Source organism: Curtobacterium sp. MCBD17_028 (assembly GCF_003234875.1).
Classification (GTDB): domain Bacteria; phylum Actinomycetota; class Actinomycetes; order Actinomycetales; family Microbacteriaceae; genus Curtobacterium.
In genome coordinates, this window is the sequence record NZ_QKTQ01000007.1 from 80,692 (window position 1) to 106,242 (window position 25,551).

A 25,551-nucleotide genomic window follows, 5' to 3' on the forward strand; every position below is an offset into this window, starting at 1 on the left:
TCCCGTCCGCCGTCCTGCTCGCGGGACTCAGCGTCGCACGTCGGTCCCACTCGCCAGGTCGACGAGGACGCCCGCCGCGAGTGCGGTCCGCTCCACCATGCCCTGCACGCTCGCCCACTCGTGCCGCGCGTGCGCTCCGTCACCGACGGCGCCCAGTCCGTCGAGCACGGCGCGACCGAGCGCAGAGGCGAAGTTCCCGTCACTGGCGCCGCCGACCGCCGTCTCCTGGACCGTCAGCCCCATGCCGCGGGCGACCGACTCAGCACGTGCGAACAGCGCGACGTTGGCCTCGGTGCGCTCCATGACCGGTCGGTTCCACCCACCGTGGACGGTGATCGTCGCCAGTGGGTCCTCCGGGGTGAGCGCCGCGAGCACGCCGTCGATCCTGTCCGCCTCCTCGGACGACGAGACGCGGACGTCGAGCGCCGCGGACGCGTGTCCCGCACGGACGTTGGGACGGGTCCCGCCCGCGACGACACCGACGTTGCAGCTCGTCCCGGCCTCGAGGTCCGTCGCGCCGTGGAGCGTCAGCACGACCCGGGCGAGCTCGTCCACCGCGCTCGCCCCGGCGCGGGGGTCGAGTCCCGCGTGCGCCTCGACGCCGGTGATCTCGATGTCGAACAGCCCGACGCCCTTCCGGGCGGTCTTCAGTGCGCCGTGCTCTCCGGCGGACGCCTCGAACACCAGCACGGGCCCGTCGGTGCGCCGGACCGTGTCCTCGATGACGGTGCGGGAGCCCTTGCTGCCGACCTCCTCGTCGCCGTTGAGCAGCAGGCGGATGTTCGGACGCGGGAGTGCGGCGGCGTCCACGGCACGGATCGCCCACGCGAGCTGCACCAGTCCGGCCTTCATGTCGTAGACCCCGGGTCCGGTCATCCGGTCGCCGTCCACGGCGGCAGGACGCGCAGCGATGGTCCCGGCGGCCCACACGGTGTCGTAGTGACAGAGCGCGGTGACCCACACGTCGGAGCCGAGCGGCGCCTCCAGGTCGAGTACCGCGACGTCACCGTGGCCGTCGGTCGGGTGCACGGCGCGAGCAGTGGGAGCACCGACCGTCTCGCCGAGCCACTGCTCGACCCACGCGAGGCCCTCCGCGAGGAGCGCCGGCGCGTCCGAGGGCGTCTCGATCCCGACGTACGCCAGGACGTCGCCCACCATCGCGTCGCGGTGCCCGGCGACCCAGTCGAGCAGATCGGTGGTCGTCCCGGTGGCGGTCATCGCGCCTCCCCGACCGTCGACGGCGCGAGCGCGGCGATCGCGGCCTCGTCCATCGCACTCTCGCCCTCCTCGAGGCGCACGATCGCGGTGATGAGCGCCTCGATCGCGGGCAGCGCGACGCCCTGCGCGGTACCCATCTCGACGACCGGGCGGTAGTGCGCCGGCACCTCGGTCCGCCGGTGCCGGACGGCGATGTCCCGCCAGATGCCGGACCGCGTCTTCGACTGCGTGGCGAGCCAGGCGACGAGGTCGTCGAGGGCACGCTCGGTGGTCGCCGGATCGGCACCGGAACGGAACGCCTGCGGGTCGAACGCGTCGAACGGCTCGAGTGCGATCCCCCGGCCGTCCGCGACGTCGAACACCTCGCGCGCCAGCGTCGTCATGACGGCGCGGTTGCGGTCGATGAGGTCGCTCATGTCGTCGTCCGCGAGCGCGGTGGCCGTGAGCATCGCGCCGAAGCCGAGCTTCGACCAGAGGAAGCCCTCGACGTTGGCGGACACGACCGGGCTTCCCCAGTGCGCCAGATCGGCGGCCAGGTCGCGCACGCGGTCACTCGTCCCGCCGGCGAACTCGCCGAGGGCCATGCCCCCGTGGCCGCCGTCCTTGACGACCCCCGGCTCCATCACGTCCGCGAAGAGGTCGACGAAGGCGATGACGGTCCGGTCGACACCGACGTGTCCGGCGATGGTGGCCTCGTTGAGTCCGTTCTGGAGCGACGCCACGAACCCGTCCGAGCGGAGCCGCGGTGCGATCCAGGCGGCAGCCGCATCGGTGGCGAGCGCCTTGACGGCGAGCAGGACCCGGCCGAGCTCGTCGGGCGCGTCCTCGAGCGTGTACGCGGGCACGTGCGCGGTCGTCGCCCCGTCGGGCGTGAGCAGGGTGAGCCCGCGCTCACGGATCGCTGCCACGTGGGCGGGATCGGCGTCGACGAGCTGGACCGGGACGCCCGCGGCGTCGAGGTGCACGGCGAGGGTGCCCCCGATCGCGCCGGCGCCGACGATCGTGGTGGTGCGGTCGGTGGTCATGCGGATGTCTCCTCTCGGATGGGCTGGTCGTCCGTGTCGGCACGCGCGTCGACCGGGTCCCAACTCAGGGGCAGTGCGTGAGCTCCGGTCGACGATCCGCCGTCGACCCGGAGGATCGAGCCGGTCACCCACTCGGCCGCCGTGTCGTCGGCCAGCCAGACCACGGCGTTCGCGATGTCGGTCGGGCGGCCTCGACGACCGAGCGGGTTGGCGGACACCGCTGCGGCGTACTCGTCGGTGACACGGTTGACGTCGCTGTCGACGTCGACGAACCCGGGTGCGACCGCGTTGACGCGGATGCCGGCGGCGCCGAGCTCGAGTGCGGAGGCACGGGTCACCATCTCCAGCGCGGCCTTCGACGTGCTGTACGGGGCCGCGCCGGGACGCGCACGCAGCGCAGAACCGGACGAGATGTTCACGACGCACGGCCGCGTCCCCGCCGTCTCGGCCCGCCGCGCGAGCGCGACGGTGGCGAGGAGCGGGGCGCGGACGTTGATCGCCTGGACCGCGTCCCACGTGGCCGCCTCGAGCTGGAGGAACGGGGTCGCCGGGTAGACGCCCGCCGCGTTGACGAGCACGTCGACGACCGCCCGGTCCCATGCCCTGTCGACGACCGCGGCGGGCCCGTCGGGTTCGCGGAGGTCCGCGGTGATGGTGACCACCGCCTCCCGACCGAGTGCGGCGACCGACGCGACCGACGCGGACGCCGCGTCGAGTGGCTCGGCGCGGAGGTCGACCATGGTCACGAGCGCGCCGTCGGTCGCGAACCGGGTCGCGACCGCGAGACCGATGCCGCTCGCGGCGCCGGTCACGAGCACGTGCCGCGTCACTTGAGGACCTTGCCCTTGGTCTCGGGCATGGTCAGGTAGACGACCAGTCCGATCGCCGCGGCGATCGCGCAGTAGACCCAGACGACGTGACCGAGACCCGCGCCGCTCATCCAGGTGGTGATGTACGGCGCGGTTCCGCCGAAGATCGCGACGGCCAACGCGTACGGCAGGCCGATCCCGGTGGCTCGCACCTCGGGCGGGAACTGCTCCGCCATGATCACGGCGCAGTTCGCCGAGTAGCCGAGCAACAGCACGATCCCGATCACCTCGACGAGGACGAGCATCCAGAACGATCCGTTCAGCATCGTGAACGCCGGCCAGGCGAACACGAGGAACCCGCCGGCGAAGATCGACATCGTCGGCTTCCGTCCGATCTTGTCGGACAGGAGACCCGCGAACGGCAGGAGCACCAGGAACACGACCATCGCGATCACGTTGGCCAGGAGCGCCTCGTTGAGCGGCAGGCCCGTCGTGACGGCGGCGTAGGTGGGCATGTACGAGACCCACATGTAGTACAGGAGCGTGCCCGCGATCGTGACGCCGAACACCCGTGCCGTGGCACCGGGGTGGTCGCGGAACATCGCGACGATCGGGTTGCGGCGCCGGACCTCCCCGGCCTCGTCGTCGCGGCGCTGGGTGGTGAACGAGTCGGTCTCCTCGACGCTGGTGCGCAGCCAGATCCCGACGAGCCCGATCGCGGCGCAGAACACGAAGGCGGCGCGCCAACCCCAGGCGTCGAGGGCGCTCGCCGAGAACGTCGAGGTGATGATCGCGCCGATGCCGGATGCCACGAGCACCCCCGCCCCGACGGAGACCTGCTGCCACGAGCCCGCGAACGCCCGGCGGCGCGGTGCCGCGGACTCGACCAGGAACGCGGAGGAGGAGCCGAACTCGCCACCGGCCGAGAACCCCTGGACGAGCCGGGCCAACAGCAGCACGATCGGCGCGCCGATCCCGATCACCGAGTAGCTCGGCGTGACGCCGATCACCAGGGACGCGGCCGCCATCAACCCGATGGTGAGCATGAGGCCCTTCTTGCGCCCGTGGCGGTCCGCGAAGGCCCCGAGCACCGCCGCACCCACCGGGCGCATCACGAACCCGACCGCGAACACCGCGAGCGTCGCCAGGAGCGCGGCGGCGTCGTCACCGGACGGGAAGAAGTGGTGCGAGAAGACGGACGAGAACGTCGTGTAGACGGACCAGTCGATCCACTCGACGACGTTGCCGATGCCGCCGGCGAGGATCGCCTTGCGGCCACGGCGGGACAGCTTCGTGTCACTCGTCGCGACGGGCGGGGGTGTGCTGGTCGCCGTCGGTGCGTTGGGCAGCGCTGCTGCGGGGGTTGCGTCCTGGGTCACGATGACCCCTTCTGGTCGGTGGAACGGGACGGGGTGGATGGGCGGGTGGAGCGGTACGCGGTCGACGGACGGGGTGCTCGCCGGCGACTCAGTCGGCCAGGCCGGGCGCCACGTGCGCGGCGAGGTCGGCGTGTGTGGCGAACCAGACGTCGTCGTGCGTGCGGATGTGGGCGAGCAGCTCGTCGAGCACGAGCAGCCGCGACCGGTGCCCGATGAAGTGGGGGTGCATGGTCAGCTGGAACACACCACCGGCCGCGTACGCGGCGTCGAACTCGTCACGCCAGATCCGGCCCACCTCGCGCGGCGGCGTGTACGGCCGGAGGGACTGGAACCGCTCCATCATCAGGTACGGAGCGTCGTCACGGATCCAGTCCACCGGGATCTCCACGATGCCGGTGCGCTCACCGTCCTGCAGGATCTCGTAGGGGTCGTCGTCCGCCATCAAGGACGAGTCGTACGTGAACCCCAGCTCGCGGACGACGGCGAGCGTCGAGTCCGAGAAGTCCCAGGACGGCGTTCGGATGCCCGTCGGGCGCACACCCGTCTGCGACTCGAGCACCTCCATCGCACGCCCGAGCAGATCGAGCTCGTCGTCGTGCGCCAGCAGCGTGTTCCGCTCGTGGATCCAGCCGTGCACCGCGACCTCGTGGCCGTGCTCGACGTACGTCGGGGCCTCGTCCGGACGCAGCAGCGCGCAGACCGCCGGCATGTAGAACGACGAGGGCGCCTCGTACCGGTCGAGCAGTTCGAGGATGCGTGGCACTGCTGCACGGGCCCCGTACTCCCCTTGCGCCATGCGCCCGGGTGACGTCTCGCCGTCGCGGAGTGCCGGGGTCTCGTGATCCGAATCGAACGAGATCGCCACCGCGACGCGTGCCCCGTCCGGCCAGCGGCCGGGGCCCGCTGGGGGCAGGAGGCTGCGGCCGGCCCGCACCCGCTCCACGTGGCCGCGCCAGACCTCCTCGGGCCAGCGCCAGGGCTCCTGCTGCTCGATCTCGCTCATGGGGTCACTCCTCGTCGGGTGGGTTGGTCGGAGCGGCGACCCCGGTCGGGGCCGCCGCGGTGCCGGTCATGTCAGCACGGGGGCCTGCGCGTCGTCGGCGTCGACGAACCGGCCGTCCTCGATGCGGCGCCACATGCGCTTCCTGGTGGTCAGTTGCACGGTGACGTCGACCTCGCGGACACCCGGCAGCGCTCCGAGCACGTCCGTGGCGAAGGTGTAGACCGCGGCGAAGTCCCGGAGGAACGCTTGGCCGATGAGGTTGTACCGTCCGAGGGTCGCGGCCGCGTAGTGCACGGCGGGGTGCTGGGCGAGCTGTCGTGCGGCCGCACCGAGCAGGTCCGGCGCCACCGAGATCCAGACCATGAGCTCGGTGCCCAGGCCGAGCAGCGCCGGCGCGACCAGTGGTCCGACGCGGACCCGCCCGGAGGCGATGAGCTGCTCGAGCGCGCGACGCGTGGCGGTCTCGGTTCGATCGAGGTGCCGCGCGAGGTCGTTCAGCGGCGTCCGCCCATCACGGACGAGAGCGCCGACCATCGCGCGCTCGAGCGGCGTCGCGGCGACCTCGGTGGGCAGCACCCCGTCATCGGCGCCGAGGTCCGGAGCAGGCGCGTTGGCCGTCGCGCTCAGGGGCATCGGGAGGGACTTCCCCGGGAACACCGTGAAGGGTGCCGTGAACGTGCGGAGCACGGGCAACGCCTCGGTCTCGACATCACCGCCCGGCGCGATGTCGGCGAGCAGGGGTCCGATGTCCGCGATCCGCTCGACCACGAGCTCGGCGACGCAGTCCGCAGTGCCGGTCAGCGTGGCGAGGAACCGGACCTCGGGGCGGCTCTGCAGTCGTGCGACGAGATCGGCCGTCCGGCTCGCGCCACAGCGCATCCGGACCATCGCCGACACCCCGAACCCGGCTGCGAGCACGTCGGTCGCGGCGATGATCCGGACGAAGCCCAGCACGTTCAAGCGACCGACCCGCCGCTGTGCTGTCGATGCCGAGCATCCGGATGCCTCGCCCAGGGCGGCCCAGGAAGCGCGACCGTCCGCAGCGAGCGCTGTCAGGAGCGCGAGGTCGATCGGATCGGGCGTCCCAGCGTTGCCGTCGGCCGGGGTGCCATCGACGTCCCCCGCGGCCGGTGGCCCAACGGACCCGCGATCACCCGAACTCGTCATACGGCGACGGTAATCCGTCACGGAAGCGGCGTCCAGTGCTGAAATCGGTCACGGCAAGGCTGTAACACAGAGTTTTCACGCGCAGGGCGGGACCGATGCGCGCGGATACCGCCGATCAGCGACGCCGTCGTCCAGCGGGCGGCCTCCTCGCGTGGCCGTCCCGGCTCCGGTCGAGGACCGCTGCGCACGGACTGCGGACAGCAGCCGCTCTCGAGCAGCGCGGACGCGGCGGCCGCTGGGCGTCGCCACCAGGACGTTCGACGCGACGTCGCTCCGGTTCCGAGATCACCGGGACAACGAAGAACGCCCCGGCGATGCCGGGGCGTTCTCGTTCACTGCTGTCTCAACACAGTGTGCGCTCGAAGGGACTCGAACCCCCAACCTTCTGATCCGTAGTCAGATGCTCTATCCATTGAGCTACGAGCGCAGTGGCCGAACGGCCGTGGAAGACTCTACCAGGCTCGGGACCCGGCGCGCCAATCGGGGCACGGGACCCGGGGCACGGGACCGGGCGCGCCGATCGAGGCGCGAACGGGTGGTGCCAGCGCGGCGCCGGACGGGAGGCACGCCGCACCTCCCGCCCGGACGGTCAGGCCGCGAGCTGCTCCGGACCGAACACCTCGGTCAGGAAGTCCTCGAGCGCACGCCAGGAGCGGTGGTCGGCGAGCGCCTGGTACTGCGCGCCGTGGTCGGGCGCGTCCGTACCGGGGACGGCGAACGCGTGCATCGCGTTCGCGTACGACACGAGCTGCCAGTCGACGTGCGGCGCCGCGCGCATCTCGTCCTGCCACGCGTGGACCTTGTCGTCCCCGACCATCGGATCGGCAGCACCGGTCAGCACCAGGAGCTTCGCCCGGATGTCGCCGGCGTCGGACGGATCGTGGGTGATCAGACCGCCGTGGAACGACACCGCCCCCACGAGGTCCGCACCGGTCCGAGCGAGTTCCAGGGCCGTGGAGCCGCCGAAGCAGTACCCCATGACCACCACGCGCGAGGGGTCGACCTGCGGGTCCTCGAGCAGGCGGTCGAGTCCGGCGAGAGCACGGGCACGCAGGAGCCCGAGGTCCTGGTAGAAGCTGCCGGCGACCTCTCCGGCCTCTGCTCCGGTCGGGCGCACGCCCTTGCCGTAGATGTCGGCCGCGAACGCGACGTAGCCCAGGCGGGCCAGCATCGTGACGCGGGCCTCGACATGTTCGTTCACGCCGTGCCAGTCGTGGACGACGAGCACGGCGGGACGCCGACCGGTGAGGTTCGCGTCCTTCGCGAGGATGCCCTCGAGCGGAGTGCCGTCGTGGTCGTACTCGACGATGCCGGTGCGGACGTCGGCCCCGACGGGCTCGGGAACGGTGTTCAGGATGTCTTGGATGGTTGCCACGCGTCCGACCGTACGCCCGGGATCAGTGGAGCAGGTTGTCCCAGTTCGACGGACCGTGCGAACCGGCCGGGTACTCGTCGATCGGGCTCTCGCCGTTGCGCCAGGCGTCGATGACCGGCTGGACGATGCGCCAGCACTGCACCGCGCTGTCACCGCGCACCGAGAGCGTGGCGTCGCCCTCGAGCACACCGGCGAGGACCTCGCCGTACGCCGTGAGTCGGCCCGGGTTGAACTTCGTCTCGAGCTTCGCGCGGTCGACGACGTACGGGTCGCCGGGACCGTTGACGTTGAGTTCGAGGCTCATCTCGTCGGGGGCGATCCAGATGCGGAGCCGGTCCTGCTCGTGCTCGCCGCCGACGCCGTCCGGCACGTGCGGCGAGGGGCGGAAGTTGATGACGATCTCGCGCCGCGGTTCACCCAGGGCCTTACCGGAGCGGAGGGTGAACGGAACGCCGGCCCACCGCCAGTTCGCGACCTCGACGGTCATCTGCGCCAGGGTCTCGGTCTGGTTCGCCGGGTCGACACCGTCCTCGTCGACGTACGACGGCAGCTGGCGGTCTCCGACGGTACCGGCGGTGTATCGGGCGCGCTTGCCGGCGGTCGCCGGGTCGTCACCCCACGGCTTGACGGCGCGGAAGACGAGCTGCTTCTGCGTGCGGAGGTCGTCGGCGTCGAGCGTGGCGGGGGCCTCCATCGCGACGACCGCGAGCACCTGCAGCAGGTGGCTCTGGATCATGTCCGTGAGCGCGCCGGCGTGGTCGTAGTACCGCGCGCGGTTCTCGAGGCCCAGGGTCTCGTCGTAGATGATGTCGACGCTCTCGACGTGGGTGGACGACAGCAGGGGCTCGATGATCCGGTTCGAGAACCGCAGGCCCAGGAGGTTGAGCACCGTCGAGCGGCCGAGGAAGTGGTCGACGCGGTGGATGCGCTCCTCGGGGATGAACGAGTGGAGGAGCCCGTTGAGCTTCTCGGCGCTCGCGGCGTCGGTGCCGAACGGCTTCTCCATCGCGAGCCGCACACCGTCGGGCAGGTCCATGCCCTTGAGCTGTTCGCACGCCTGCTCGGTGATCGCCGGCGGCAGGGCGAAGTAGATCGCCGGCGCGTGCGAGCACTGTGCCAGGAGCTCGCCGAGGTCGTCCGCGCTCGTGACGTCCGTCTTCCGGTAGTGGCTGGCCGCGATGATCTGCTCGAAGCGGTCGCCGGAGCACTCGGCGCTCGAGAAGGACTCGCGGACGCGCTGCTTCCAGTCCTCGTCCGAGAGCTCGTCGACGCCCGCGCCGATGAGCTCGATGTCCCAGTCCTGCTTGACGTCGAGGAGTGTGGCGAGGCCGGGCAGCAGGAGCCGCTTCGTCAGGTCGCCGCTGGCACCGAGGATGAGGAGGGTGGTCTGGATCGCCATGGCTCCGAACGTACCGACGCACCGCTGATCTGGTTCCGACCGCCGGCCGAACTGTGGAACCTCGAACGGGCCTCCCGGCTGTTGAGGACCGGGCGCGGTCGCGACCGGTGGTCAGCCGACGACGTGCGCCTGGCCCGTCGACGCCGTGGTGCCTCCGTCGACCGGCAACGTGACGCCCGTGATGTAGCGGGCGTCGTCGCTGGCGAGGAAGAGGAACGCCGGCGCGACGTCCTCGGGTTCGCCGATGCGTCCGAGCGCGGTCCGCTGGGCGTGTGGGGCGACCACGTCCGGGTCGGCGAAGTGCTCCGCGTTCGCCGCCGTACGGGTCAGGGCCGGCGCCACCGCGTTGACCCGGATGCCGCGCGCCCCGAGGTCGAGCGCCAGCGACTGCATGAGCGTCGTCATGGCGCCCTTCGTGGCGTTGTAGACGGCCTGGCGCCAGTCCCCCCGGAGCCCGGAGGCGCTCGTCGTGAACAGGATGACGCCCCGCGCCCGCTCGAGGTGCGGGAGCGCTTCCTGCACGAGGTGCACGGTGCCGTCGAGGTTCGTCGCGACCATGGAGCGGTAGTCGCCCTCACCGAGTTCGTCGATCTCGCCCGCCGTGTAGGCGGCCGCGTTGCTGACCACGACGTCGATCCGACCGAAGCGATCGGCGGCGATCGCGACGAGGTCGGCCACGCTCTCGCGGTCGGTCACGTCGGTGGGCACCGCGATGACGTGCTCGGCCGGCGCGCCCTCGGCGGTCTCGGCGAGTGCGTCCTCGCGCCGTCCGGCGAGGACCACGTTGCAGCCCTGACCGATGAACGCGCGCGCGATCGCCTGCCCGATCCCGGAGCCCGCACCCGTCACGATCACGGTCCGACCCTGCAGCTGGTAGTCCCCGGACACCGTCATCGTTCCTCCACACTCGTCCGCCGAGAACGATCGTCCACCACACGGGGCGGCCAGCGGCACCTGTTGGGGCCCGACGTTACGCTCGCCGGTGAGTCCTTGAACGTGGCCGTGCGTCACCAATACGCTCACTCCGGAACCGAGGAACGCAGAGCATCCATGAACACACCCCCGCTGCGCGTCGCCGTCATCGGCACGGGCATGATCGCGACCGTCCACGTACGATCGGCGCGCGCCGCCGGTGCCGTGGTCACCGGGGTCCTCGGACGCACTCCCGAACGCTCGGCACAGGTCGCCGAGCACCTCGGGCTCCCGCGCGGCTACGCCGACCTCGACGAGCTCCTCGCCGACGCACCCGACGTCGTGCACGTGTGCACCCCGAACGACCAGCACCACCCGCAGACGATGGCGATCATCGCGGCGGGGATCCACGTGGTGTGCGAGAAGCCCCTGGCGGTCGACGCCGCACAGGCCGACGAGCTCACGGCCGCCGCCGAGCGTGCCGGTGTCGTCGCGACCGTCCCGTTCGTCTACCGCTTCCACCCGATCGTGCGCGAGATCCGGTCGCGGATCGCCGGCGGCGATCTCGGACGCGTGCTCGCGATCCACGGCTCGTACCTGCAGGACTGGATGCTCGACGAGGGCTCGTCGAGCTGGCGGGTCGACGCCGGAGCGGGCGGTGTGTCGCGCGCCTTCGCCGACATCGGGTCGCACTGGTGTGACCTCGTCGAGTTCGTCACCGGCGAGCGATTCGCGACCGTGACGGCCACGGCCGACATCGTCTACCCCACGCGCCCGGCGTCGTCGGGGCCGTCCTTCTCCGGCGCCCCCTACCCCGATCCGGTGCCGGGAGGCGCGGTGCCCGTCGCGCAGGCCCCCGTCACCACCGAGGACACCGCGGTGGCCACCTTCCGCACGACCCACGGCCGGATCGGGAACGTCGTCGTGTCGCAGGTCGCGGCCGGACGCAAGAACCGCCTGTGGTTCGAGGTCGACGGGACCCGCTCGAGCGCCGCGTTCGACCAGGAGCAACCGGAGTCCGCCTGGTTCGGCACCGAGACCGGCGCCACGATCCTCGTGCGCGACCCCTCGCAGGGGTCGCCGGACCAGCGGCGGTTGGCCGTCGTGCCATCGGGTCACCCGCAGGGGTACCTCGACGCCTTCACGGCGTTCGTCGGCGACACCTACGCCGCCGTCCGTGCCTCACGGGACGGCGGCGTGTGGCCGGAGGGCCTGCCCACGTTCGCGGACGGCGCGCGCGCCGCCCACGTCATCGACGCCGTCGTCGCCAGTGCCGGTGACGGAGCCTGGAAGGACATCGCATGAAGCTCGGGATGCTCACGGCCTGCCTGCCCGGATGGGACCTCGGCCGGATCGCGGAGTTCGCGGCCGCTCAGGGGTACGAGCGACTCGAGGTCGCCGTGTGGCCGAACGTCGGCGGCCGCGACTTCGAGGCCTCGCACCTGCCCGTCGCGACCTTCACCGACGAGGACGCCAGCGCCACCGAGGACCTGATGGCGCGCACGGGACTCGAGATCAGCGCGCTCGCCTACTACGAGAACAACCTGCACCAGGACCCCGAGCGTCGTGACGCGGTCCGGACGCACCTCAAGCACGCGATCGATGCAGCGCAGCGGCTCGGCGTCCCCTACGTGGGCACGTTCATCGGCCGGGACAACAGCAAGAGCGTGCGCGAGAACATGGCAGAGGGCGACCGCGTGCTGCCCGAGCTCGTGGACTACGCGGGCGAGCGCGACGTCAAGCTCATCATCGAGAACTGCGTCATGGAGGGCTGGCACCCGGACGGCTACCCGGGGAACATCGCCTACAGCCCGGAGCTGTGGGAGTGGGTGACGGGCCTCGGGTTCGGCCTGAACTGGGACCCGTCGCACCTGACGTGGATCGGCATCGACCCGGTCGAGACGATCCTGCCGTTCGCGGAGCACATCGTGCACGCGCAGGCGAAGGACGTCGAACTGTTCCCGGCGCGGCGCGACCGCTACGGCTTCTTCGGGCTCGTCGACAAGGGCGACGACCCGTGGGACATGGGGTGGTGGCGCTTCCGCGTGCCCGGTCGTGGCGTGGTCGACTGGTCGCACGTCGTGGACCGCCTGTACGAGGCCGGGTTCACGGGCACGCTGTCGGTCGAGCACGAAGACCCGCTGTGGAGTGGCCCGGACGACAAGGTGCTCGAGGGGCTCCGGATCGCGCACCGGACGTTACGTCCGCTCATCGCCGAAGAGCACTCGCCGTCGGTGTGAACCGGATCGCGCCGCCGACCGGTACCTGCGCGACGAGCCCGAGGTCCTCGGGCACGACGACGCCGACCACGGGGTAGCCGCCCGTGACGGGGTGGTCGGCGAGGAACACGACCGGTCGACCCTCGGGTGGCACCTGGATCGCCCCGGGTACCGCCGCCTCGCTCGGCAGCTCGCCGCCCACGCTCCGCGCGAGTGCGTGCTTGCCCGCGTCGAGCCGCACCCCGACACGGTTCGAGCGTGGCGTCACCCGCCAGACGACCGCGTGCAGGGCGTCGGCACCCCCGTCGATCCAGTCGTCGCGGGGTCCGGGCACGAACCGGACGTCGACCACGTCCTCGACGGTCGGGAGGACCGGGCCCGGTTCCGCCGCGTCGGCCACCGCCGCCGCCGTGTCCGACCCGATGGGCAGGACGTCGCCGGCCCGGAGCGGTGCCGGCCCGAGACCGGACAGCACGTCGGTCGCGCGTGATCCGAGCACGGGCGGCAGGTCGAGTCCACCGAGGACGGCGAGGGTCGCGACGGCCCCGGTCGTCGGCGCACCGAGCACCAGGACCTCACGGTCGTGCAGCGCGAACGGACGGTCGGGCTCGATCGGCACCGCCCGGCGCGCGGGCTCGTCGTCGCCCGGGAGCAGCACCGATCGCTCGTCGAGCGTCCCTTCCGCCGTGGGCAGGACCTCGATCGCGCCGACGCCGCCCGTGACCGCCAGGACGAGCTCGCCACGAGCCCGCACGGTGAGCCCTCCCCCGACGTGCTCGACCGCCGCGGCGCCCGCCGCGTTCCCGACGAGACGGTTCGCGCGACGGTGGGCGACGCGATCGAGCGCACCGGAGCGGGTGACGCCGAGGGCCGCGCGGCCCGGTCTGCCGAGGTCCTGCACGGTGCTGAGCAGCCCGGGCGACAGGACCTCGAGGCCTCGCCTGGGAGCGGTCGGACGCGACGGCTCCGTTGGAGCGGGTCGGGCCTCCCGACCGACGGCGGTCAGGCGTGCGGCCGGGGACACTGCGGCGGATGACGCAGCGGCGGATGACGCAGCGGCGGATGACGCCGCGTGGACCGCGCGGAACCGGACGCGCATGCCGGGACGGAGCAGGGCCTCCGCCCCGATCCGATGGGGGTCCCACATCACCAGGTCGGTGTGCCCGAGCAGATGCCAGCCGCCGGGGCTCGGCCGCGGGTAGATGCCGCTGTGGCCGCCCGCGATCGCGACGGAACCGGCGGGGATCGCCGTGCGCGGACTGCTGCGCCGCGGCAGGTCGAGGACCGTGTCGCCTCCGACCAGGTAGGCGAACCCCGGCGCGAACCCGGTGAACGCGACCGAGTACTCCGGCGCGGTGTGCCGGCGGACGACCTCGTCCACGCTGAGGCCGGTGCGGTCGGCGACGTGGTCGAGGTCCTCGCCGTCGTAGACCACTGGCACCACGACGAGACCGTCGGCGGCGGGCGGCGGCGCGTCGAGCGGTACGCCGCGCAGCGCGGCGGCGATCGCGTCGGCGGTCGTGGCGCCCGGTGCGAAGCGGACGGCGACGGTCCGCGCGGCGGGCACCAGTTCGGTCACCCCGGGCAGGTCGAGCGTCCGGAGCGCGGCGTGCAGGGCGAGCGCGGCGGCCGTGTCGGGGACCTCGACGAGCACGCCGTCGACGCCGAGGCGCAGCACCCGGGGCGCCCGGGCGCCGGAGTCGGTCACGCGCCCGGACCCGCTCTCGCCCTCCGCGCCGGTCACGCCGCTCGGACCGCCGCGAACGGCGCCAGGACCACGCCCGCTGATCCGAGTGCGGACCGGACGGCGAGCGCCGCGGCGACCGCGCCGGGCGAGTCCCCGTGCAGGCAGATCGACGCGGCGTCGATCGGCACGCTGGTCCCGTCGACCGCGGTGACCGCCCCGCCGGTGACCATCGCGACGACGCGCTGGGCGATCTCGGTCGGATCGTGGAGCACGGCCCCCGGAAGGCGTCGGGACACGAGGGACCCGTCGGCGGCGTACGCACGGTCCGCGAACGCCTCGGCCACGACGGGCAGCCCGGCATCGCGAGCGAGGTCGAGGAACGCGGACCCGGCGAGACCGACGACCGGGAGGCCCGGGTCGACCGCCAGGACCGCCTGCACGACCGCCTCGGCGTGCGGTCCGCCCTCCGCGATGGTGTTGTAGAGGGCGCCGTGCGGCTTGACGTAACGGACGGTCGTCCCGGCTGCCCGGGCGAGGGCGGCCAGCGCGCCGATCTGGTAGATCACGTCCGCTGCGAGTTCGTCCAGGGAGGCGTCCACGTACCGCCGTCCGAACCCGGCGAGGTCCCGGTACGCGACGTGCGCGCCGACCGACACCTGCCGTGCGGCAGCCTGCTCGAGCACGGACCGGAGCGACAACGGGTCGCCCGCGTGGAATCCGCACGCCACGTTCGCGCTCGTGACGACATCGAGCATCGCGGCGTCGTCCCCGAGGGTCCACCGGCCGAAGCCCTCGCCGAGGTCTGCGTTGAGATCGATCGTGGTCATGCTGCCCGTTCCTCCACATCCGGTCCGCTCCCCCGATCCTCCACCACCGGGCGACGGGCTGGGAACCCGGCCCCGTGGAGGGAGCACGCTGGAGACACGAGGACGGCCCCGTCCCACCACCCGAGTCCCAGGCGCCCGACCCCGGCGCCGAAGAGAGGTACGCGATGACCACCGTGAGCGAGTTCCTGATCGAGCGGATCAAGGACCAGGGCGTCAGCCGGATCTTCGGGTTCCCCGGCGACGGCATCGGCGCGTTCGACGGAGCACTCGGCAAGACCGATCGTGCGGGGACGGGCATCGAGTACATCCGCCCGACGCACGAGGAGATCTGCGCGCTCATGGCGACGGCGCATGCCAAGTTCACGGGCGAGGTCGGCGTGTGCGTCGCGACCTCGAGCCCCGGCGCGTTCCACATGCTCAACGGGCTGTACGACGCCCAGATGGACAATCAGCCGGTCGTCGCGATCGTCGGGCAGCAGGGTCTCGACTCGATCGGCACCTTCACCCAGCAAGAGAGCAACCTCGAGCGCGTGTTCACGGACGTTGCCTGCTACGTCGAGACGATCGTGTCGCCCGACCAGGCCAGCGCCGTCATCGACACCGCCTTCCGCACGGCCCGGCTCCGTCTCCAGCCCGCGGTCGTCGTGATCCCCCACGACGTCCAGGCGATGACCATCAAGGCAACGCCGTCGGCCCACTGGGTCTCGCGCTCGAGCGAAGCCATCCCGTCGACGGCGATCACGCCCCCGATGGAGCAGATCCGCCAGGCGGCGGACATCATCAACGCGGGCGAGAAGGTCACGTTCCTGGTCGGCGCGGGTGCGACGGGCGCCACCAACGAGGTCCTCGCCGCCGCCGAGAAGGCCGGAGCGGGCATCATCACCGCGCTCCGCGGCAAGGACGTGATCCCGTCCGACGTGCCGTACCACACGCAGCAGGTCGGTCTCCTCGGGTCCCTGCCGAGCCTCCACCAGATCAAGCGCTGCGACACCATCGTGCTGCTCGGCACGAACTACCCGTACGGCGAGTTCCTGCCCGCGACGGGCCAGGCGCGTGGCATCCAGGTCGACCTCAAGCCCGAACAGCTCGGCGTGCGCTACCCGACGGAGTTGAACCTCTGGGGCGACGTGAAGTCGACGCTCGAGGCCCTCCTCCCCCTGCTCGAGCAGAAGGCCGACCTGTCCTGGCAGGAGCGGATCGCCGCCGAGATGCAGGACTGGGAACAGGAGATGCACGCGCAGGCACAGAAGGAGTACCACGACGGGGTCAACCCGCGGCGCGTGACCGAGGCCGTGAACGCGAACCTGCCCGACGGGGCGATCGTCACCGCGGACGCCGGGACGACCGCCGACTGGTTCGGGCACCACATCCGCCTGAAGCGGGGCATGCGCGGCGACCTCTCGGGCCGCCTGGCGACCATGCTCGCGGCGATGCCCTACGCGGTCGCGGCGAAGCTGGCCCACTCCGACAAGACGGTGGTCTGCACCATCGGTGACGGCGCGTTCCAGATGCTCGGCATGAACGAGCTGATCACCGTGAAGAAGTACATGCAGCAGTGGGAGACCAAGCAGTTCATCATCGTGGTCATGCACAACGACGACCTCGCGCAGGTCTCGTGGGAGATGCGCACGGAGGACGGCAATCCGCTGTGGCGCGGCTCGCAGGACGTCGAGTCGATGGACTACGCCGGCTACGCCGAGCTCCTCGGGTTCCGGGGCGTCCAGGTGCGCAGTGACGACCAGGTGGAGTCCGCCGTGGCCGAGGCCTTCGCGCACGACGGGGTCACGCTCATCGACGCCTACGTCAGCCGCAACGTCCCGCCGCTCCCACCGCACATCACCCGTGAGTACGCGCTCAACACGGCCAAGTCGTTGCTCAAGGGCGACCCGATGGAGGCCGGCGTGATCCGGGACTCGGCATCGGCGCTCGCGACCGAGGGCATCGAGCGGGTGAAGGACGCGCTCCACATCGGCGATCGGAAGTAACGAGGCGGGTGGAACGAGGCTGCTCGTCTGCCGCACCCTGTGTTTTCGGCAGCGGCGGCGGTACCCTGAGGCGTCGCATGGCGACGGCGCCGCTGCGGTGTCCTCTCATCCCGGGCGGTGGTTCCGCCCGACGAACCCGGCGGCGCGGGTGCCCTCCGTCTCCAGGGAAACGGCGGAGGGCACCCCTCCTCCCCGCCCGGATGCACCGGCAGCGTCGAGCTGACCTCGTCAGCGCTCGTCGACGACAGCGTCGATGTCCTCGACGCCCGCCGCGATGGCGTCAGCGCGACGCTTCCGCATGCCGGGAGCGGCGAGGGCGCCGACGATCGCGAGGGCGCCGACCCCAGCGCATGCCCAGAAGCCGATGGTGAACGCCGCGGCCCCAGGGAGCCCCACGTGCCCGGTGGGCAACGTGAACACCTTCGTGTGCGACGAGATCAGCGCGGCGATGATGGCCGTTCCGACGCTCGAGCCGATCGTCCGGACGACGGTGTTGGCGCTGATCGCCTCACCCGTCTGCTCGATCGGCACGCTCTCGATGATCGCGTTGGACGCCGCCGAGAGACCGAATCCGATCCCGGCACCCGTGAGGATGCCGGACACCAGGATCTGCCAGACCTGATCGTGCGCGAGCCCGGGGAGCACGAACGCCGCGGTGAGGAGCACACCCCCGATGACCAGCGGCGGCTTCGGACCCGTCCGTCGGACGAGGGCCCCCGCGACCGGTGAGACCACGATCATCATGAGGACCGTCGGGAGCAGGAACAGGCCGGCCTGCGAGGCGGTCTTGCCGAAGCCGTACCCGGTGAACGACGGCAGCTGGAGCAGCGTCGGGACGAGCACGAACGTGCCGTACATCGCGAACCCGAAGACGAGCGCGACGACGTGAGCGGTCCAGACGCCACGGATGCGGAAGAGCCGGACGTCGATCAGCGGCGCCTTCACGCGGAGCTCGACGACGATGAAGACCACGAGCGCGACGACGCCGACCGCCAGCAGACCGATGGTCTTGACGTCACCCCAGCCCCAGGTCTCGCCCTCGCTGACAGCGAGCAGCAGCGCCACGAGGGAGATCGAGAGGATCGCCGTCCCGGCGAGGTCGAGGCGCCCGGGCTTCCGGACGTCCGATTCCGGCATCCCGAACACGATGCCGGCGAGCCCGACGACGATGAGCGCGAGCGGCAGCCAGAACAGCCAGTGCCAATCGAGGTGCTGCACGATCGGTCCGGCCGCGACGATGCCGATACCGGCCCCGATGCCGAAGATGCCCGACAGCAGACCGATCACGACGCTCACCCGGTCCTTCGGGAGTTCGTCGCGCACGATGCCGATCGACAGCGGCAGCACGGCGCCGGCCGCACCCTGCAGGCAGCGGGCCACGATCAACGTGGCGAGGTTCGGCGCGAGGGCGGCGACGACGGTGCCGACGAGCAGGAGGCTCATCACGACGATGAGGATGCGCCGCTTGCCCATCATGTCGCCCATGCGGCCGAAGATCGGCGTGAGGACGGACGCCGACAGCAGGTAGGCGGTGATGATCCAGCTCACGTTGCTGGTCGAGGCCCCGAGGTCCTTGCCGATCGTGGACAGTGCCGGAGCGACGAGCGACTGGAGCACCGCGTAGGCCAAGCCGCCGAGTGCGAGGTACACGACGATGAGGGTTGTGTTCGGGCTGCTGTGTCGCTCCGCGACGGGGGTCGAGCCCGTGCGGGGGCCCTCGGTGACTCGGGACATCGTTCTCCGTGATCGAAAGACGTAAACAAGCGCTTACAAGTCGTGAGCCTACTGCTCCTCGCGCGGAAGTCAAAGCGCGTTTACACCGCACCTCCCGGTGCGGGTACCGTTGCGGAGATGGAGAGGACGTCATGACGCTCGAGTCGCAGGTGCCGTCGAGGACGCGCGACGCCGCGAAGACCCGGCAGCTCCTGGTCGCCGCGGCTCGACGTCGGTTCGCGTACGACGGCTACTCCGCGACCACCGTCCGGGAGATCGCAGCCGACGCCGGAGTGAACGTCGCGCTCATCAACCGCTACTTCACGAGCAAAGAGGGCCTCTTCGAGGCCTGTCTCGAGCGCGCGGTGGAGGACCTCGATGCCCCCCGGCCGGACGACGACTCGGTCGAACGGATGCTCCAGAGCCTCGTCGAGCGGGTGACGAACGCGCCGACCGGGGAGCACGCGGTCGAGCTCCTCCTGCTCATCCGGTCCTCCGGAGACGAGCAGGCCGACCGGATCCGCAACGCGACACTCACCTCGTACGCGGAGCGCATGGCGCGCATCGCCGGGTGGGACCCCGATGACGTCGACACGAACGGCATCCTGCTCCGCGCCGAGGTCGCGCTGGCCACGGCCTTCGGCATCACGCTCCTGCGTGCCTCCACCCGGCTCGGCCCCCTGGTCAACGCGTCGGCGAGCGACCTGACCGGCCCGTTCAGCGACGTCGTCACCGCGTTGCTGGCGCCGGACCGGCGGTAGGCCGGACCGGCGGTAGGCCGGACCGGCGCCGGCCCCACGGTTCAGCGGAAGAGCCGCTCCCCGATGTACGAGCCCTTGCGCGGTGCCGGCGGCACGGCGAACACGGCCGAGCCGATGTGCGAGATGTACTCGTTCAACCGGTCGGACGCTCCCAGCCGACGCTGGATCCGTGTGAAGTGATCGGGGTCGTTCATGAACGCGGTGAACAACAGCCCGGCGTCGAGCTGCCCGTACTGGTTGAGCCCGTCGGTGTAGTTGTACGGGCGACGCAGGATCTTGACGCCGCCGTTGTTCTCGTGCGCGGCGAGGGCGACGTGTGCGCGCGCGTCGATCTTCGTGTCGCCGGCATGGTCGGTCGCGTGGAAGTCGGGCGTCGTGTGCTCGGTTCCCCCGGAGAGCGGCGCACCCTCGACCTTCGTGCGCCCGAACACCCGCTGCTGGTCGCTGATCACGTCGGCGTCCCAGATCTCGATGTTCATCTGGATCTTCCGCGTGACCTGGTAGGTGCCGCCCGCCATCCAGTCCGCGTCGTCCCCGAGCCGTACGAAGCGCTCATAGTCCGCGTCGGTGGTGATGTTCCGTGTGCCGTCCTTGAACCCCATGAGGTTCCGGGGGGTGGTCTGGTTCGCTCCAGCCGACGCACGCCCGAACCCGAGCACGGTCCAGCGCACGGTCGCGGTGCCACGGGCCATGCGGGCGAGGTCGCGGATCGCGTGGTAGGCGACCTGGGGGTCGTCGGCGCACGCCTGCAGGGACAGGTCACCACCGCTCAGGGCGGGGTCGAGGGCGTCGCTCGGCAGCGCGGGGATCTGGGCGAGCGCGGCGGGCTTGTGGGCCGCCAGGCCGAACCGCTCGTCGAACAGCCCGGGGCCGAGCCCGACGGTGACGGTGAGCGATGCCGGGCCGAGGTCGAGGGCCTCCCCGGTGTCGGCACCGACGCCGTCGGCGTGCGCGGGGACCACGGTGCCGATGGTGCCGCCGGACTGCAGTTGCGCGATGGCGGCGGACCACCGGGCGAGCAGGACCTGCAGGTCCGTCGCCAGGGTGGACGCCATGTCGAACGTCATGAAGACGCAGTACCGCTGGGGTTCGGTCCGGATCCCACCCTGCGGCTGCCCCGCCGCGGTCGCGTAGAACGGATGGATCCGCGACAGGTCGATGGACTCGTCGTCGGGGGCATGTCCGGCGGCTCCCGCGGCGAGGCTGCCACCGATGCCCGCGAGCGCACCGACACCTGCTCCCGCGGCTGCGAGTCCGCCGATGAGTCCGCGGCGCGACACCGACGGACGAGACGACGCCCCGCGCATCTGCTCCTGCTCTCGGCTCACGCGGTGGCGACCTTCTCGGCGAGCCGGGACAGCGGGTCCTGCAGCGCCTGGATCGTCTGCGAGATCGTGTTCGCGTCGGCCGTGCGGGTGGCGGCGTCGTAGGTGCGGAAGCCGCCGAGGGCGGTGCCGTCCCGGTAGCCGTCCATGAGCGTGTCGACGCTGTCGAACTGGGTCGCGATCTGCTTCGTGATCGACGGGTCGAGCTTCTGCAGTCCGGGCTTGAGGTACGCGAACGCCTGCCGCGCGCCCTCGACGTTCGCTGCCAGGTCGACGAGGTCGATGTGACTGAAGCCCTCTTCCTCGCCGGTGATCTTCTCGGACTGGACCTCTTCGAGCAGGCCGGCCGCGCCGTTGGCGAGGTCCTCGGGCTTGTAGGTGAGCGTCGGGACGAGCTTGTCGAGCAGGGTGACGTTCTCGGTGAGCTCGGCCGCGAGCTGCTTCGTGCTCGCGGTGATGGCGCCGCCCTGGAACAGATCGCGCTCCACGGCGTGGAACCCGTGCCATCCGACCGACGGGTCGAGGTTCGAGGCGCGCATGTCGACGAGGTAGTCGAGGTTCCCAGCGTTGTCGGTCGCCTTGTGGCCCTTCTTGACGAACCCGTCGACGTCGCTCTCGACGTGCTCGTAGTACGGGCGCGCGTTCGCGTAGTCCGTCTTCGCGGCGGCGAGGTCCCCCGCGTCGACGTCCTCCTGCAGCTGCCGCACGGCGGTCACCATGTCGTTGACCTGGGCGTCGACGTAGTCCGCGTAGCCCTTGGCGCCCTGTCGGAGGAGGGTCGCCGCGCTGCTGTTCGCGGTCGATGCGGCCGTGCCGGTGACGGTGAAGGTCGTGAGCTCCTTGGTCGCTCCGGGGCAGTACACCTGGTACTTGCCGCCGCCGAGCGTCACGGTGAACTTGACCGGATCGAGTCCGGGAGCCAGGTTCTCCTTCTCGCCGAGGATCTTCTGGTCCTGCAGGAGCTCGACCTCGGTGATCGCGGTCGACGAGGTGTTCCGCACGGTGAACGTCACCGGTCCGGCGGGCACCGAGGTCGTCGACACGGCGCACTTGTCCGAGCCGTCGTTCGTCAGGGTCACGGCGACGCGGTGCACCGCGCCGGACGGCGTCGCGGCGTCCTCGGCCGAGGACGACGCGGTCGAGCAGCCGGTCAGCGCGAGGGCTGCGGCGGCGAGGGTCGCTCCGAGGACGAGGACGGATCGGGTGCGGCGGTCAGCGAACGGCATCGGCGGTCTTCCTGCTGGTCGCCCCGTGCCGGTCGGCGACGGGGGTCGTGGTGGTCGGTCGGGAGGAACGGGTCGCCGCCCCGAGTCGGCGGCGGTCCCGCAGGGCGAGCAGGCACTGGGCGATCGCGGCGATCGCGAGCGCAACGGGGAGCCACGCCTTCCAGAGGAGCGCTTCGCGGTCCGCGGAGGCGCCGCTCGCCATCGCCTCGCCCGCGGCGGTCACCCGGGTGGCCGGGACCGCCCAGGCGGTGGCGTCGAACGAGTAGGTCCGGCTGCTCGGCAGGCCGCCGCCCGACACGGTGAGGACGGCACGCTCGGTCCGGCGCGCGTCGAGGAGGCCGCCGTCGACGGCCCAGAGCGTCCGGGTCGCGGTCGAGGTCCAGTGCGCGGTGAACGGGCCGGGCTGCTGCGCGGGCGAGATGCCGACGGGCACGCGTCCGAACAGGTCGGTGAGCTGGTCGAGGGTCAGCGTCGCGGGTCGGCCGGTGCTCGGGACGCGCGTGGTGGCGCGCCAGCGGTCGGCGGTGACGCCGGCGTGCGTGGTGGTCGTGTGGTCGGCGGAGGAGAAACGGGCGCGCTGCACGGTGTCGCCGGCGCGGACGACGAGGGTCGCGCTGGCACCGTCGACGGTCGCCGTCGCGGTGTGCCGCGTGGTGGGGTGCGGGTCCGCGGCACCGGTGGCGAGGGTGGCGGAGGTGGGCAGGGCCTCCCGGCCGGTGGGGACGGCCACCGCGAGCGCGACCGCCGCGACGGCGAGGCCCGCGGCGACGACGACGCGCACCCGCGGGACGCGAGCCGGCGACGGGCGGAGGGACCGCGGCCAGAGGCTCACGACGAGCACGGGGACGAGGTAGCCGACCCAGCCGACGACCTCGACGACGCGGGGGTCCGCCGGGATCCCGAGCACACCGGTGACGAGGGCGGCCTGCACGGACCCGGTCGGCGCGAGCCACGACAGGTCCACGGTGCGCTGCTGCCCGATGGTCACCCAGCCGGCCTCGTGCGCGGTGCGGAGTGCGGTGAGCACGAGCCCTGCCGCCACGAACACCAGGAACACGCCGGTGCCGGTGAAGAACCGCCGGAGGTCGAGACGGACCCCGCCCGTGGAGATCCCCCAGCCGATGAGCACGGCGACGAGCACGCCGATCACGGCGCCGAGCGCCGCGGCACCCGCCGAACTCGCGGCCTGGAACGTGGCGAGCAGGAACACCGAGGTCTCGAAGCCCTCCTTGAGCACGGCGAGGAACGCCATGCCCGCGAGCGCCCAGGCGGTGCCGCGACCGACGGCCGCGGCGGCGCTCGCCTCGAGGTCGCCCTTGAGGTCGCGGGCGTGCGTCCGCATCCAGATGATCATCCCGGTGACGAACACGACCGCGACGGCCCCGATCACGGACTCCATCGCCTCTTGCTCGGACTGCGGGAGCGCCTGCTCGAACGCCTCGAGCCCGACGCCGACGGCGACGCTGAGCACGACGGCGAGGGCGATCCCGCCCCACATCGGCACGAGCGAGATGCGACCGCGGCGGAGGAACGCGGCGATGATCCCGACGATGAGGGTCGCTTCGAGGCCTTCGCGGAGGCCGATGACGAGCGTGGCGAGCATGGAGTGGGATCCCGGTGGGGTGAGGGGCGACGACCCCGCGGAGTGGAACGGAGGTAAGGCTAACCTAAGAGCGCGGGTGTCGTCCACGGCCCGGCCCGAACCGCGAAGATGGACCGGTGCAGTTCTCCTCCGCTGACGCACTGGTCGTCCCCGCGCACGCGCTCGCGACCGTGACGAACGTCCTCGACCTCGCGGGGGTGTTCGCGTCCGCGCTGCTCGGCGGGTCGCTCGCGCGCGAGATGGACTTCGACCTGTTCGGGTTCCTCGTGGTCGGGTTCGTCTCGGGGCTCGGCGGCGGGATCCTCCGCGACGTCCTGCTCCAGGACGGCCCTCCGGTCGCGCTGACCGACCCGCTGTACGTCCCGGTGGCGCTCGTCGGAGCGCTCGTGGCGTTCTTCGTCTCGATCTCGGAGCGGGCGTGGGACCGCCTGTTCACGGTGCTCGACGCAGCCGTCATCGGGTTCTGGGCCGTGGTCGGCGTGCAGCGGACCTTCGACGCGCACCTGGGCTGGGGTCCGGCGATCATCATGGGCACCGTGACCGCGGTCGGGGGCGGTGCGGCCCGTGACCTCCTGCTCCGGCGGGTGCCCGCGGTGCTCGGCGGGAACGCCCTCTACGCGTCCGTCGCCGTGGCCGCGTCGATCGTCATGGTCGTCGCGTCGGCGTTGCACGTCCCGACGATCGGCATCGTCGTCGCGATCCTGCTGTCGCTCCTGCTCCGGCTCGGCGCCGTCCGGTACGGCTGGGGGCTGCCGAACGGCCGCGACTGGCAGCCGCAGTCCGCGCTCGCGACGCTCTTCCGCCGGGGTCGGCGGCCCGAGCGCATGCGGCTCCTGCGCCGGTCCCGACGCGGCCGCGAGCGCGACGACCAGGACGGGCCGGCCTCCGCGACCTCGGACGGGCCTCCCGAACACCCCTGACGGCCGTCGCCGTCGCCGTCAGCGCAGCAACGCCCGCCGCTCCATGAGCGCGACCCGGCGGAGCAGCGGCCGCCGCTGTCCGGCCGGGAGGACCGCCACCGCGCCCCGGAACCGCCGCAGCTCCTCGCCGATCCCGTCCGGCGCCCCACCCGCCGGCAGTCCGGCCCGACGCCACGCGAACCACGAGGGATGGAACCCGACGGTCGCGAGCGCGAGCGCGTCGAACGCCTCGTGGACGAGCTCGGTGTCCGCGCGGGCGGCCCGCCACCACGACTGTGCCGTGATCTGGCCGGGGTGGCGTCGGTAGAGGACCGCCGGGACCCGGTCCCGCACGAGCCGGAGCCCCGCACCGGCAGCGCGGAGCCAGAGGTCGTAGTCCTCGGACGCGACGGATCGGCATCCGCCGAGGTCTCGGATCACCCGGGTGCGCGCGGTCATCGTCGGGTTCATGAAGGGGTTCTCGAGCAGCAGCGCGAACGGCGCCGCCGCAGCGGACAGTCGCCGGAGCGGTTGCGGGCGCGCGACGGGTGTGCCGGGGAGCCAGTCGACCGCGGGCGCGAACACGAGGTCCGCGGACCGCAGCAGGGCGAGCTGCCGCCGGAACCGGAACGGCGCGCACACGTCGTCCGCGTCCATCCGTGCGACGACGGGCGCCGTGACCTCGTCGAGCAGGGTGTTCATGCCGGCGGCGATCCCGACGCTCGGCCCGACCAGGACGCGGAGCCGGGCGTCCCGGATCCGCTCGAGCACCCCGAGCGTGTCGTCCGTGCTGCCGTCGTCGCGCACCAGGAGCTCGCCGTCCTCGGGGAGCGCGCGGAGGACCGTCCGCACGGCCGTGCCGACCGTGCCGGCCGCGTTCCGGGCAGGCATGACGCAGGTGATCGTGGGCATGGCGGTCCTCCTCGGCGTTCCGGGCATGCTGCCGGGACCGCGGCGCGCCGCATCCGCCGGGAGGCGCGGCACCACCGGTCCGCGCCCGTCGCGTCACCCGCGGCCTC

The 25,551-nt window shown here is 72.0% G+C and carries 21 protein-coding genes and 1 tRNA gene; 5 read left to right on the top strand and 17 right to left on the bottom strand.

What is annotated here, in order from left to right; genetic code table 11:
* Positions 1–27: 27 nt before the first annotated feature.
* The 10 genes from DEI86_RS16705 to DEI86_RS10350 all read right to left on the bottom strand — a co-directional run bounded on the left by DEI86_RS16705 (position 28) and on the right by DEI86_RS10350 (position 10,269).
* A complete protein-coding gene (locus DEI86_RS16705; protein WP_220038508.1) occupies positions 28–1,218 on the bottom strand; it encodes a M20 family metallopeptidase in 1,191 nt (396 codons plus the stop codon).
* Positions 1,215–2,243: a ketopantoate reductase family protein gene (locus DEI86_RS16710; RefSeq protein ID WP_220038509.1), complete on the bottom strand. Its 1,029-nt coding sequence runs from the start codon at positions 2,241–2,243 to the stop codon at positions 1,215–1,217. The genes DEI86_RS16705 and DEI86_RS16710 overlap by 4 nt, the downstream gene beginning before the upstream one ends.
* Positions 2,240–3,073: an SDR family NAD(P)-dependent oxidoreductase gene (locus DEI86_RS10315; protein WP_111049468.1), complete on the bottom strand. Its 834-nt coding sequence runs from the start codon at positions 3,071–3,073 to the stop codon at positions 2,240–2,242. The genes DEI86_RS16710 and DEI86_RS10315 overlap by 4 nt, the downstream gene beginning before the upstream one ends.
* On the bottom strand, positions 3,070–4,431 hold the full coding sequence (locus tag DEI86_RS10320; protein ID WP_220035649.1) for an MFS transporter: 1,362 nt from the start codon (positions 4,429–4,431) through the stop codon (positions 3,070–3,072). The genes DEI86_RS10315 and DEI86_RS10320 overlap by 4 nt, the downstream gene beginning before the upstream one ends.
* A gap of 88 nt (positions 4,432–4,519) precedes the next feature.
* Positions 4,520–5,434, bottom strand: a complete 915-nt coding sequence (locus tag DEI86_RS10325) for a polysaccharide deacetylase (protein WP_111049469.1) — start codon at positions 5,432–5,434, stop codon at positions 4,520–4,522.
* 66 nt (positions 5,435–5,500) lie between these two features.
* Positions 5,501–6,601 (bottom strand): Lrp/AsnC family transcriptional regulator, encoded by a 1,101-nt coding sequence (locus tag DEI86_RS10330; RefSeq protein ID WP_111049470.1) that lies wholly within the window; start codon positions 6,599–6,601, stop codon positions 5,501–5,503.
* 354 nt (positions 6,602–6,955) lie between these two features.
* Positions 6,956–7,028 (bottom strand) — tRNA-Arg (locus DEI86_RS10335).
* Between the two features lie 162 nt (positions 7,029–7,190).
* A complete protein-coding gene (locus DEI86_RS10340; protein ID WP_111049471.1) occupies positions 7,191–7,976 on the bottom strand; it encodes a dienelactone hydrolase family protein in 786 nt (261 codons plus the stop codon).
* A 22-nt stretch (positions 7,977–7,998) separates the two neighbouring features.
* Entirely contained in the window at positions 7,999–9,375 is a 1,377-nt protein-coding gene (locus DEI86_RS10345) for a glucose-6-phosphate dehydrogenase (RefSeq protein ID WP_111049472.1), read from the bottom strand.
* 111 nt (positions 9,376–9,486) lie between these two features.
* Positions 9,487–10,269 (bottom strand): SDR family NAD(P)-dependent oxidoreductase, encoded by a 783-nt coding sequence (locus DEI86_RS10350; RefSeq protein ID WP_111049473.1) that lies wholly within the window; start codon positions 10,267–10,269, stop codon positions 9,487–9,489.
* Positions 10,270–10,425: 156 nt separating this feature from the next.
* Here DEI86_RS10350 and DEI86_RS10355 point away from each other — a divergent pair, with 156 nt between their 5' ends.
* Both DEI86_RS10355 and DEI86_RS10360 read left to right on the top strand, forming a co-directional pair.
* The gene (locus DEI86_RS10355) at positions 10,426–11,592 is read left to right on the top strand and encodes a Gfo/Idh/MocA family protein (protein WP_111013849.1); all 1,167 of its coding nucleotides are present in this window, start codon (positions 10,426–10,428) and stop codon (positions 11,590–11,592) included.
* A complete protein-coding gene (locus tag DEI86_RS10360) occupies positions 11,589–12,527 on the top strand; it encodes a sugar phosphate isomerase/epimerase (protein WP_111010052.1) in 939 nt (312 codons plus the stop codon). The genes DEI86_RS10355 and DEI86_RS10360 overlap by 4 nt, the downstream gene beginning before the upstream one ends.
* Here DEI86_RS10360 and DEI86_RS10365 read toward each other — a convergent pair.
* Together DEI86_RS10365 and DEI86_RS10370 are read right to left on the bottom strand one after the other, a co-directional pair.
* Complete coding sequence (locus DEI86_RS10365) at positions 12,496–14,250, bottom strand: 5-oxoprolinase/urea amidolyase family protein (RefSeq protein ID WP_258376513.1); 1,755 nt, start codon at positions 14,248–14,250, stop codon at positions 12,496–12,498. The two genes, DEI86_RS10360 and DEI86_RS10365, sit on opposite strands and share 32 nt — an antisense overlap.
* Positions 14,247–15,020 (bottom strand): LamB/YcsF family protein, encoded by a 774-nt coding sequence (locus DEI86_RS10370; protein WP_111049474.1) that lies wholly within the window; start codon positions 15,018–15,020, stop codon positions 14,247–14,249. Before DEI86_RS10370 ends, DEI86_RS10365 begins: the two co-directional genes overlap by 4 nt.
* 164 nt (positions 15,021–15,184) lie before the next feature.
* Between DEI86_RS10370 and DEI86_RS10375 the strand changes: the two genes are divergently transcribed.
* Positions 15,185–17,005 (top strand): thiamine pyrophosphate-requiring protein, encoded by a 1,821-nt coding sequence (locus DEI86_RS10375; protein ID WP_111049475.1) that lies wholly within the window; start codon positions 15,185–15,187, stop codon positions 17,003–17,005.
* Positions 17,006–17,233: 228 nt separating this feature from the next.
* On the opposite strand, the gene DEI86_RS10380 is transcribed toward DEI86_RS10375, so the two are convergent.
* A complete protein-coding gene (locus DEI86_RS10380; RefSeq protein WP_111049476.1) occupies positions 17,234–18,739 on the bottom strand; it encodes an MFS transporter in 1,506 nt (501 codons plus the stop codon).
* Between the two features lie 131 nt (positions 18,740–18,870).
* Here DEI86_RS10380 and DEI86_RS10385 point away from each other — a divergent pair, with 131 nt between their 5' ends.
* Complete coding sequence (locus DEI86_RS10385) at positions 18,871–19,479, top strand: TetR/AcrR family transcriptional regulator (protein WP_111010059.1); 609 nt, start codon at positions 18,871–18,873, stop codon at positions 19,477–19,479.
* 41 nt (positions 19,480–19,520) lie between these two features.
* Here DEI86_RS10385 and DEI86_RS10390 read toward each other — a convergent pair whose 3' ends face one another.
* The 3 genes from DEI86_RS10390 to efeU are packed head-to-tail and all read right to left on the bottom strand — an operon-like array spanning position 19,521 to position 23,633.
* Complete coding sequence (locus tag DEI86_RS10390) at positions 19,521–20,807, bottom strand: Dyp-type peroxidase (RefSeq protein WP_258376514.1); 1,287 nt, start codon at positions 20,805–20,807, stop codon at positions 19,521–19,523.
* Positions 20,804–22,030 carry an iron uptake system protein EfeO gene (gene efeO, locus DEI86_RS10395; protein WP_111049478.1) on the bottom strand — a complete coding sequence of 409 codons (1,227 nt, stop codon included), beginning with the start codon at positions 22,028–22,030 and terminating at the stop codon, positions 20,804–20,806. Before efeO ends, DEI86_RS10390 begins: the two co-directional genes overlap by 4 nt.
* Complete coding sequence (gene efeU / locus DEI86_RS10400) at positions 22,017–23,633, bottom strand: iron uptake transporter permease EfeU (protein WP_111049479.1); 1,617 nt, start codon at positions 23,631–23,633, stop codon at positions 22,017–22,019. The genes efeO and efeU overlap by 14 nt, the downstream gene beginning before the upstream one ends.
* Before the next feature lie 116 nt (positions 23,634–23,749).
* Here efeU and DEI86_RS10405 point away from each other — a divergent pair, with 116 nt between their 5' ends.
* Entirely contained in the window at positions 23,750–24,553 is an 804-nt protein-coding gene (locus DEI86_RS10405; RefSeq protein WP_258371902.1) for a trimeric intracellular cation channel family protein, read from the top strand.
* Positions 24,554–24,571: 18 nt separating this feature from the next.
* Here DEI86_RS10405 and DEI86_RS10410 read toward each other — a convergent pair whose 3' ends face one another.
* Positions 24,572–25,444, bottom strand: a complete 873-nt coding sequence (locus DEI86_RS10410) for a glycosyltransferase family 2 protein (protein ID WP_181439755.1) — start codon at positions 25,442–25,444, stop codon at positions 24,572–24,574.
* Between the last annotated feature and the right edge of the window lie 107 nt (positions 25,445–25,551).

Bases quoted from the DNA above. Each gene is read 5' to 3' on its own strand.
- DEI86_RS10375 (WP_111049475.1), top strand. From the start codon at position 15,185: ATGACCACCGTGAGCGAGTTCCTGATCGAGCGGATCAAGGACCAGGGC.
- DEI86_RS10380 (WP_111049476.1), bottom strand. From the start codon at position 18,739: ATGTCCCGAGTCACCGAGGGCCCCCGCACGGGCTCGACCCCCGTCGCG.
- DEI86_RS16710 (WP_220038509.1), bottom strand. From the start codon at position 2,243: ATGACCACCGACCGCACCACCACGATCGTCGGCGCCGGCGCGATCGGG.
- DEI86_RS10370 (WP_111049474.1), bottom strand. From the start codon at position 15,020: ATGACCACGATCGATCTCAACGCAGACCTCGGCGAGGGCTTCGGCCGG.
- DEI86_RS16705 (WP_220038508.1), bottom strand. From the start codon at position 1,218: ATGACCGCCACCGGGACGACCACCGATCTGCTCGACTGGGTCGCCGGG.
- DEI86_RS10355 (WP_111013849.1), top strand. From the start codon at position 10,426: ATGAACACACCCCCGCTGCGCGTCGCCGTCATCGGCACGGGCATGATC.
- DEI86_RS10325 (WP_111049469.1), bottom strand. From the start codon at position 5,434: ATGAGCGAGATCGAGCAGCAGGAGCCCTGGCGCTGGCCCGAGGAGGTC.
- DEI86_RS10350 (WP_111049473.1), bottom strand. From the start codon at position 10,269: ATGACGGTGTCCGGGGACTACCAGCTGCAGGGTCGGACCGTGATCGTG.
- DEI86_RS10410 (WP_181439755.1), bottom strand. From the start codon at position 25,444: ATGCCCACGATCACCTGCGTCATGCCTGCCCGGAACGCGGCCGGCACG.
- efeU (WP_111049479.1), bottom strand. From the start codon at position 23,633: ATGCTCGCCACGCTCGTCATCGGCCTCCGCGAAGGCCTCGAAGCGACC.
- DEI86_RS10360 (WP_111010052.1), top strand. From the start codon at position 11,589: ATGAAGCTCGGGATGCTCACGGCCTGCCTGCCCGGATGGGACCTCGGC.
- DEI86_RS10330 (WP_111049470.1), bottom strand. From the start codon at position 6,601: ATGACGAGTTCGGGTGATCGCGGGTCCGTTGGGCCACCGGCCGCGGGG.
- DEI86_RS10385 (WP_111010059.1), top strand. From the start codon at position 18,871: ATGACGCTCGAGTCGCAGGTGCCGTCGAGGACGCGCGACGCCGCGAAG.
- efeO (WP_111049478.1), bottom strand. From the start codon at position 22,030: ATGCCGTTCGCTGACCGCCGCACCCGATCCGTCCTCGTCCTCGGAGCG.
- DEI86_RS10345 (WP_111049472.1), bottom strand. From the start codon at position 9,375: ATGGCGATCCAGACCACCCTCCTCATCCTCGGTGCCAGCGGCGACCTG.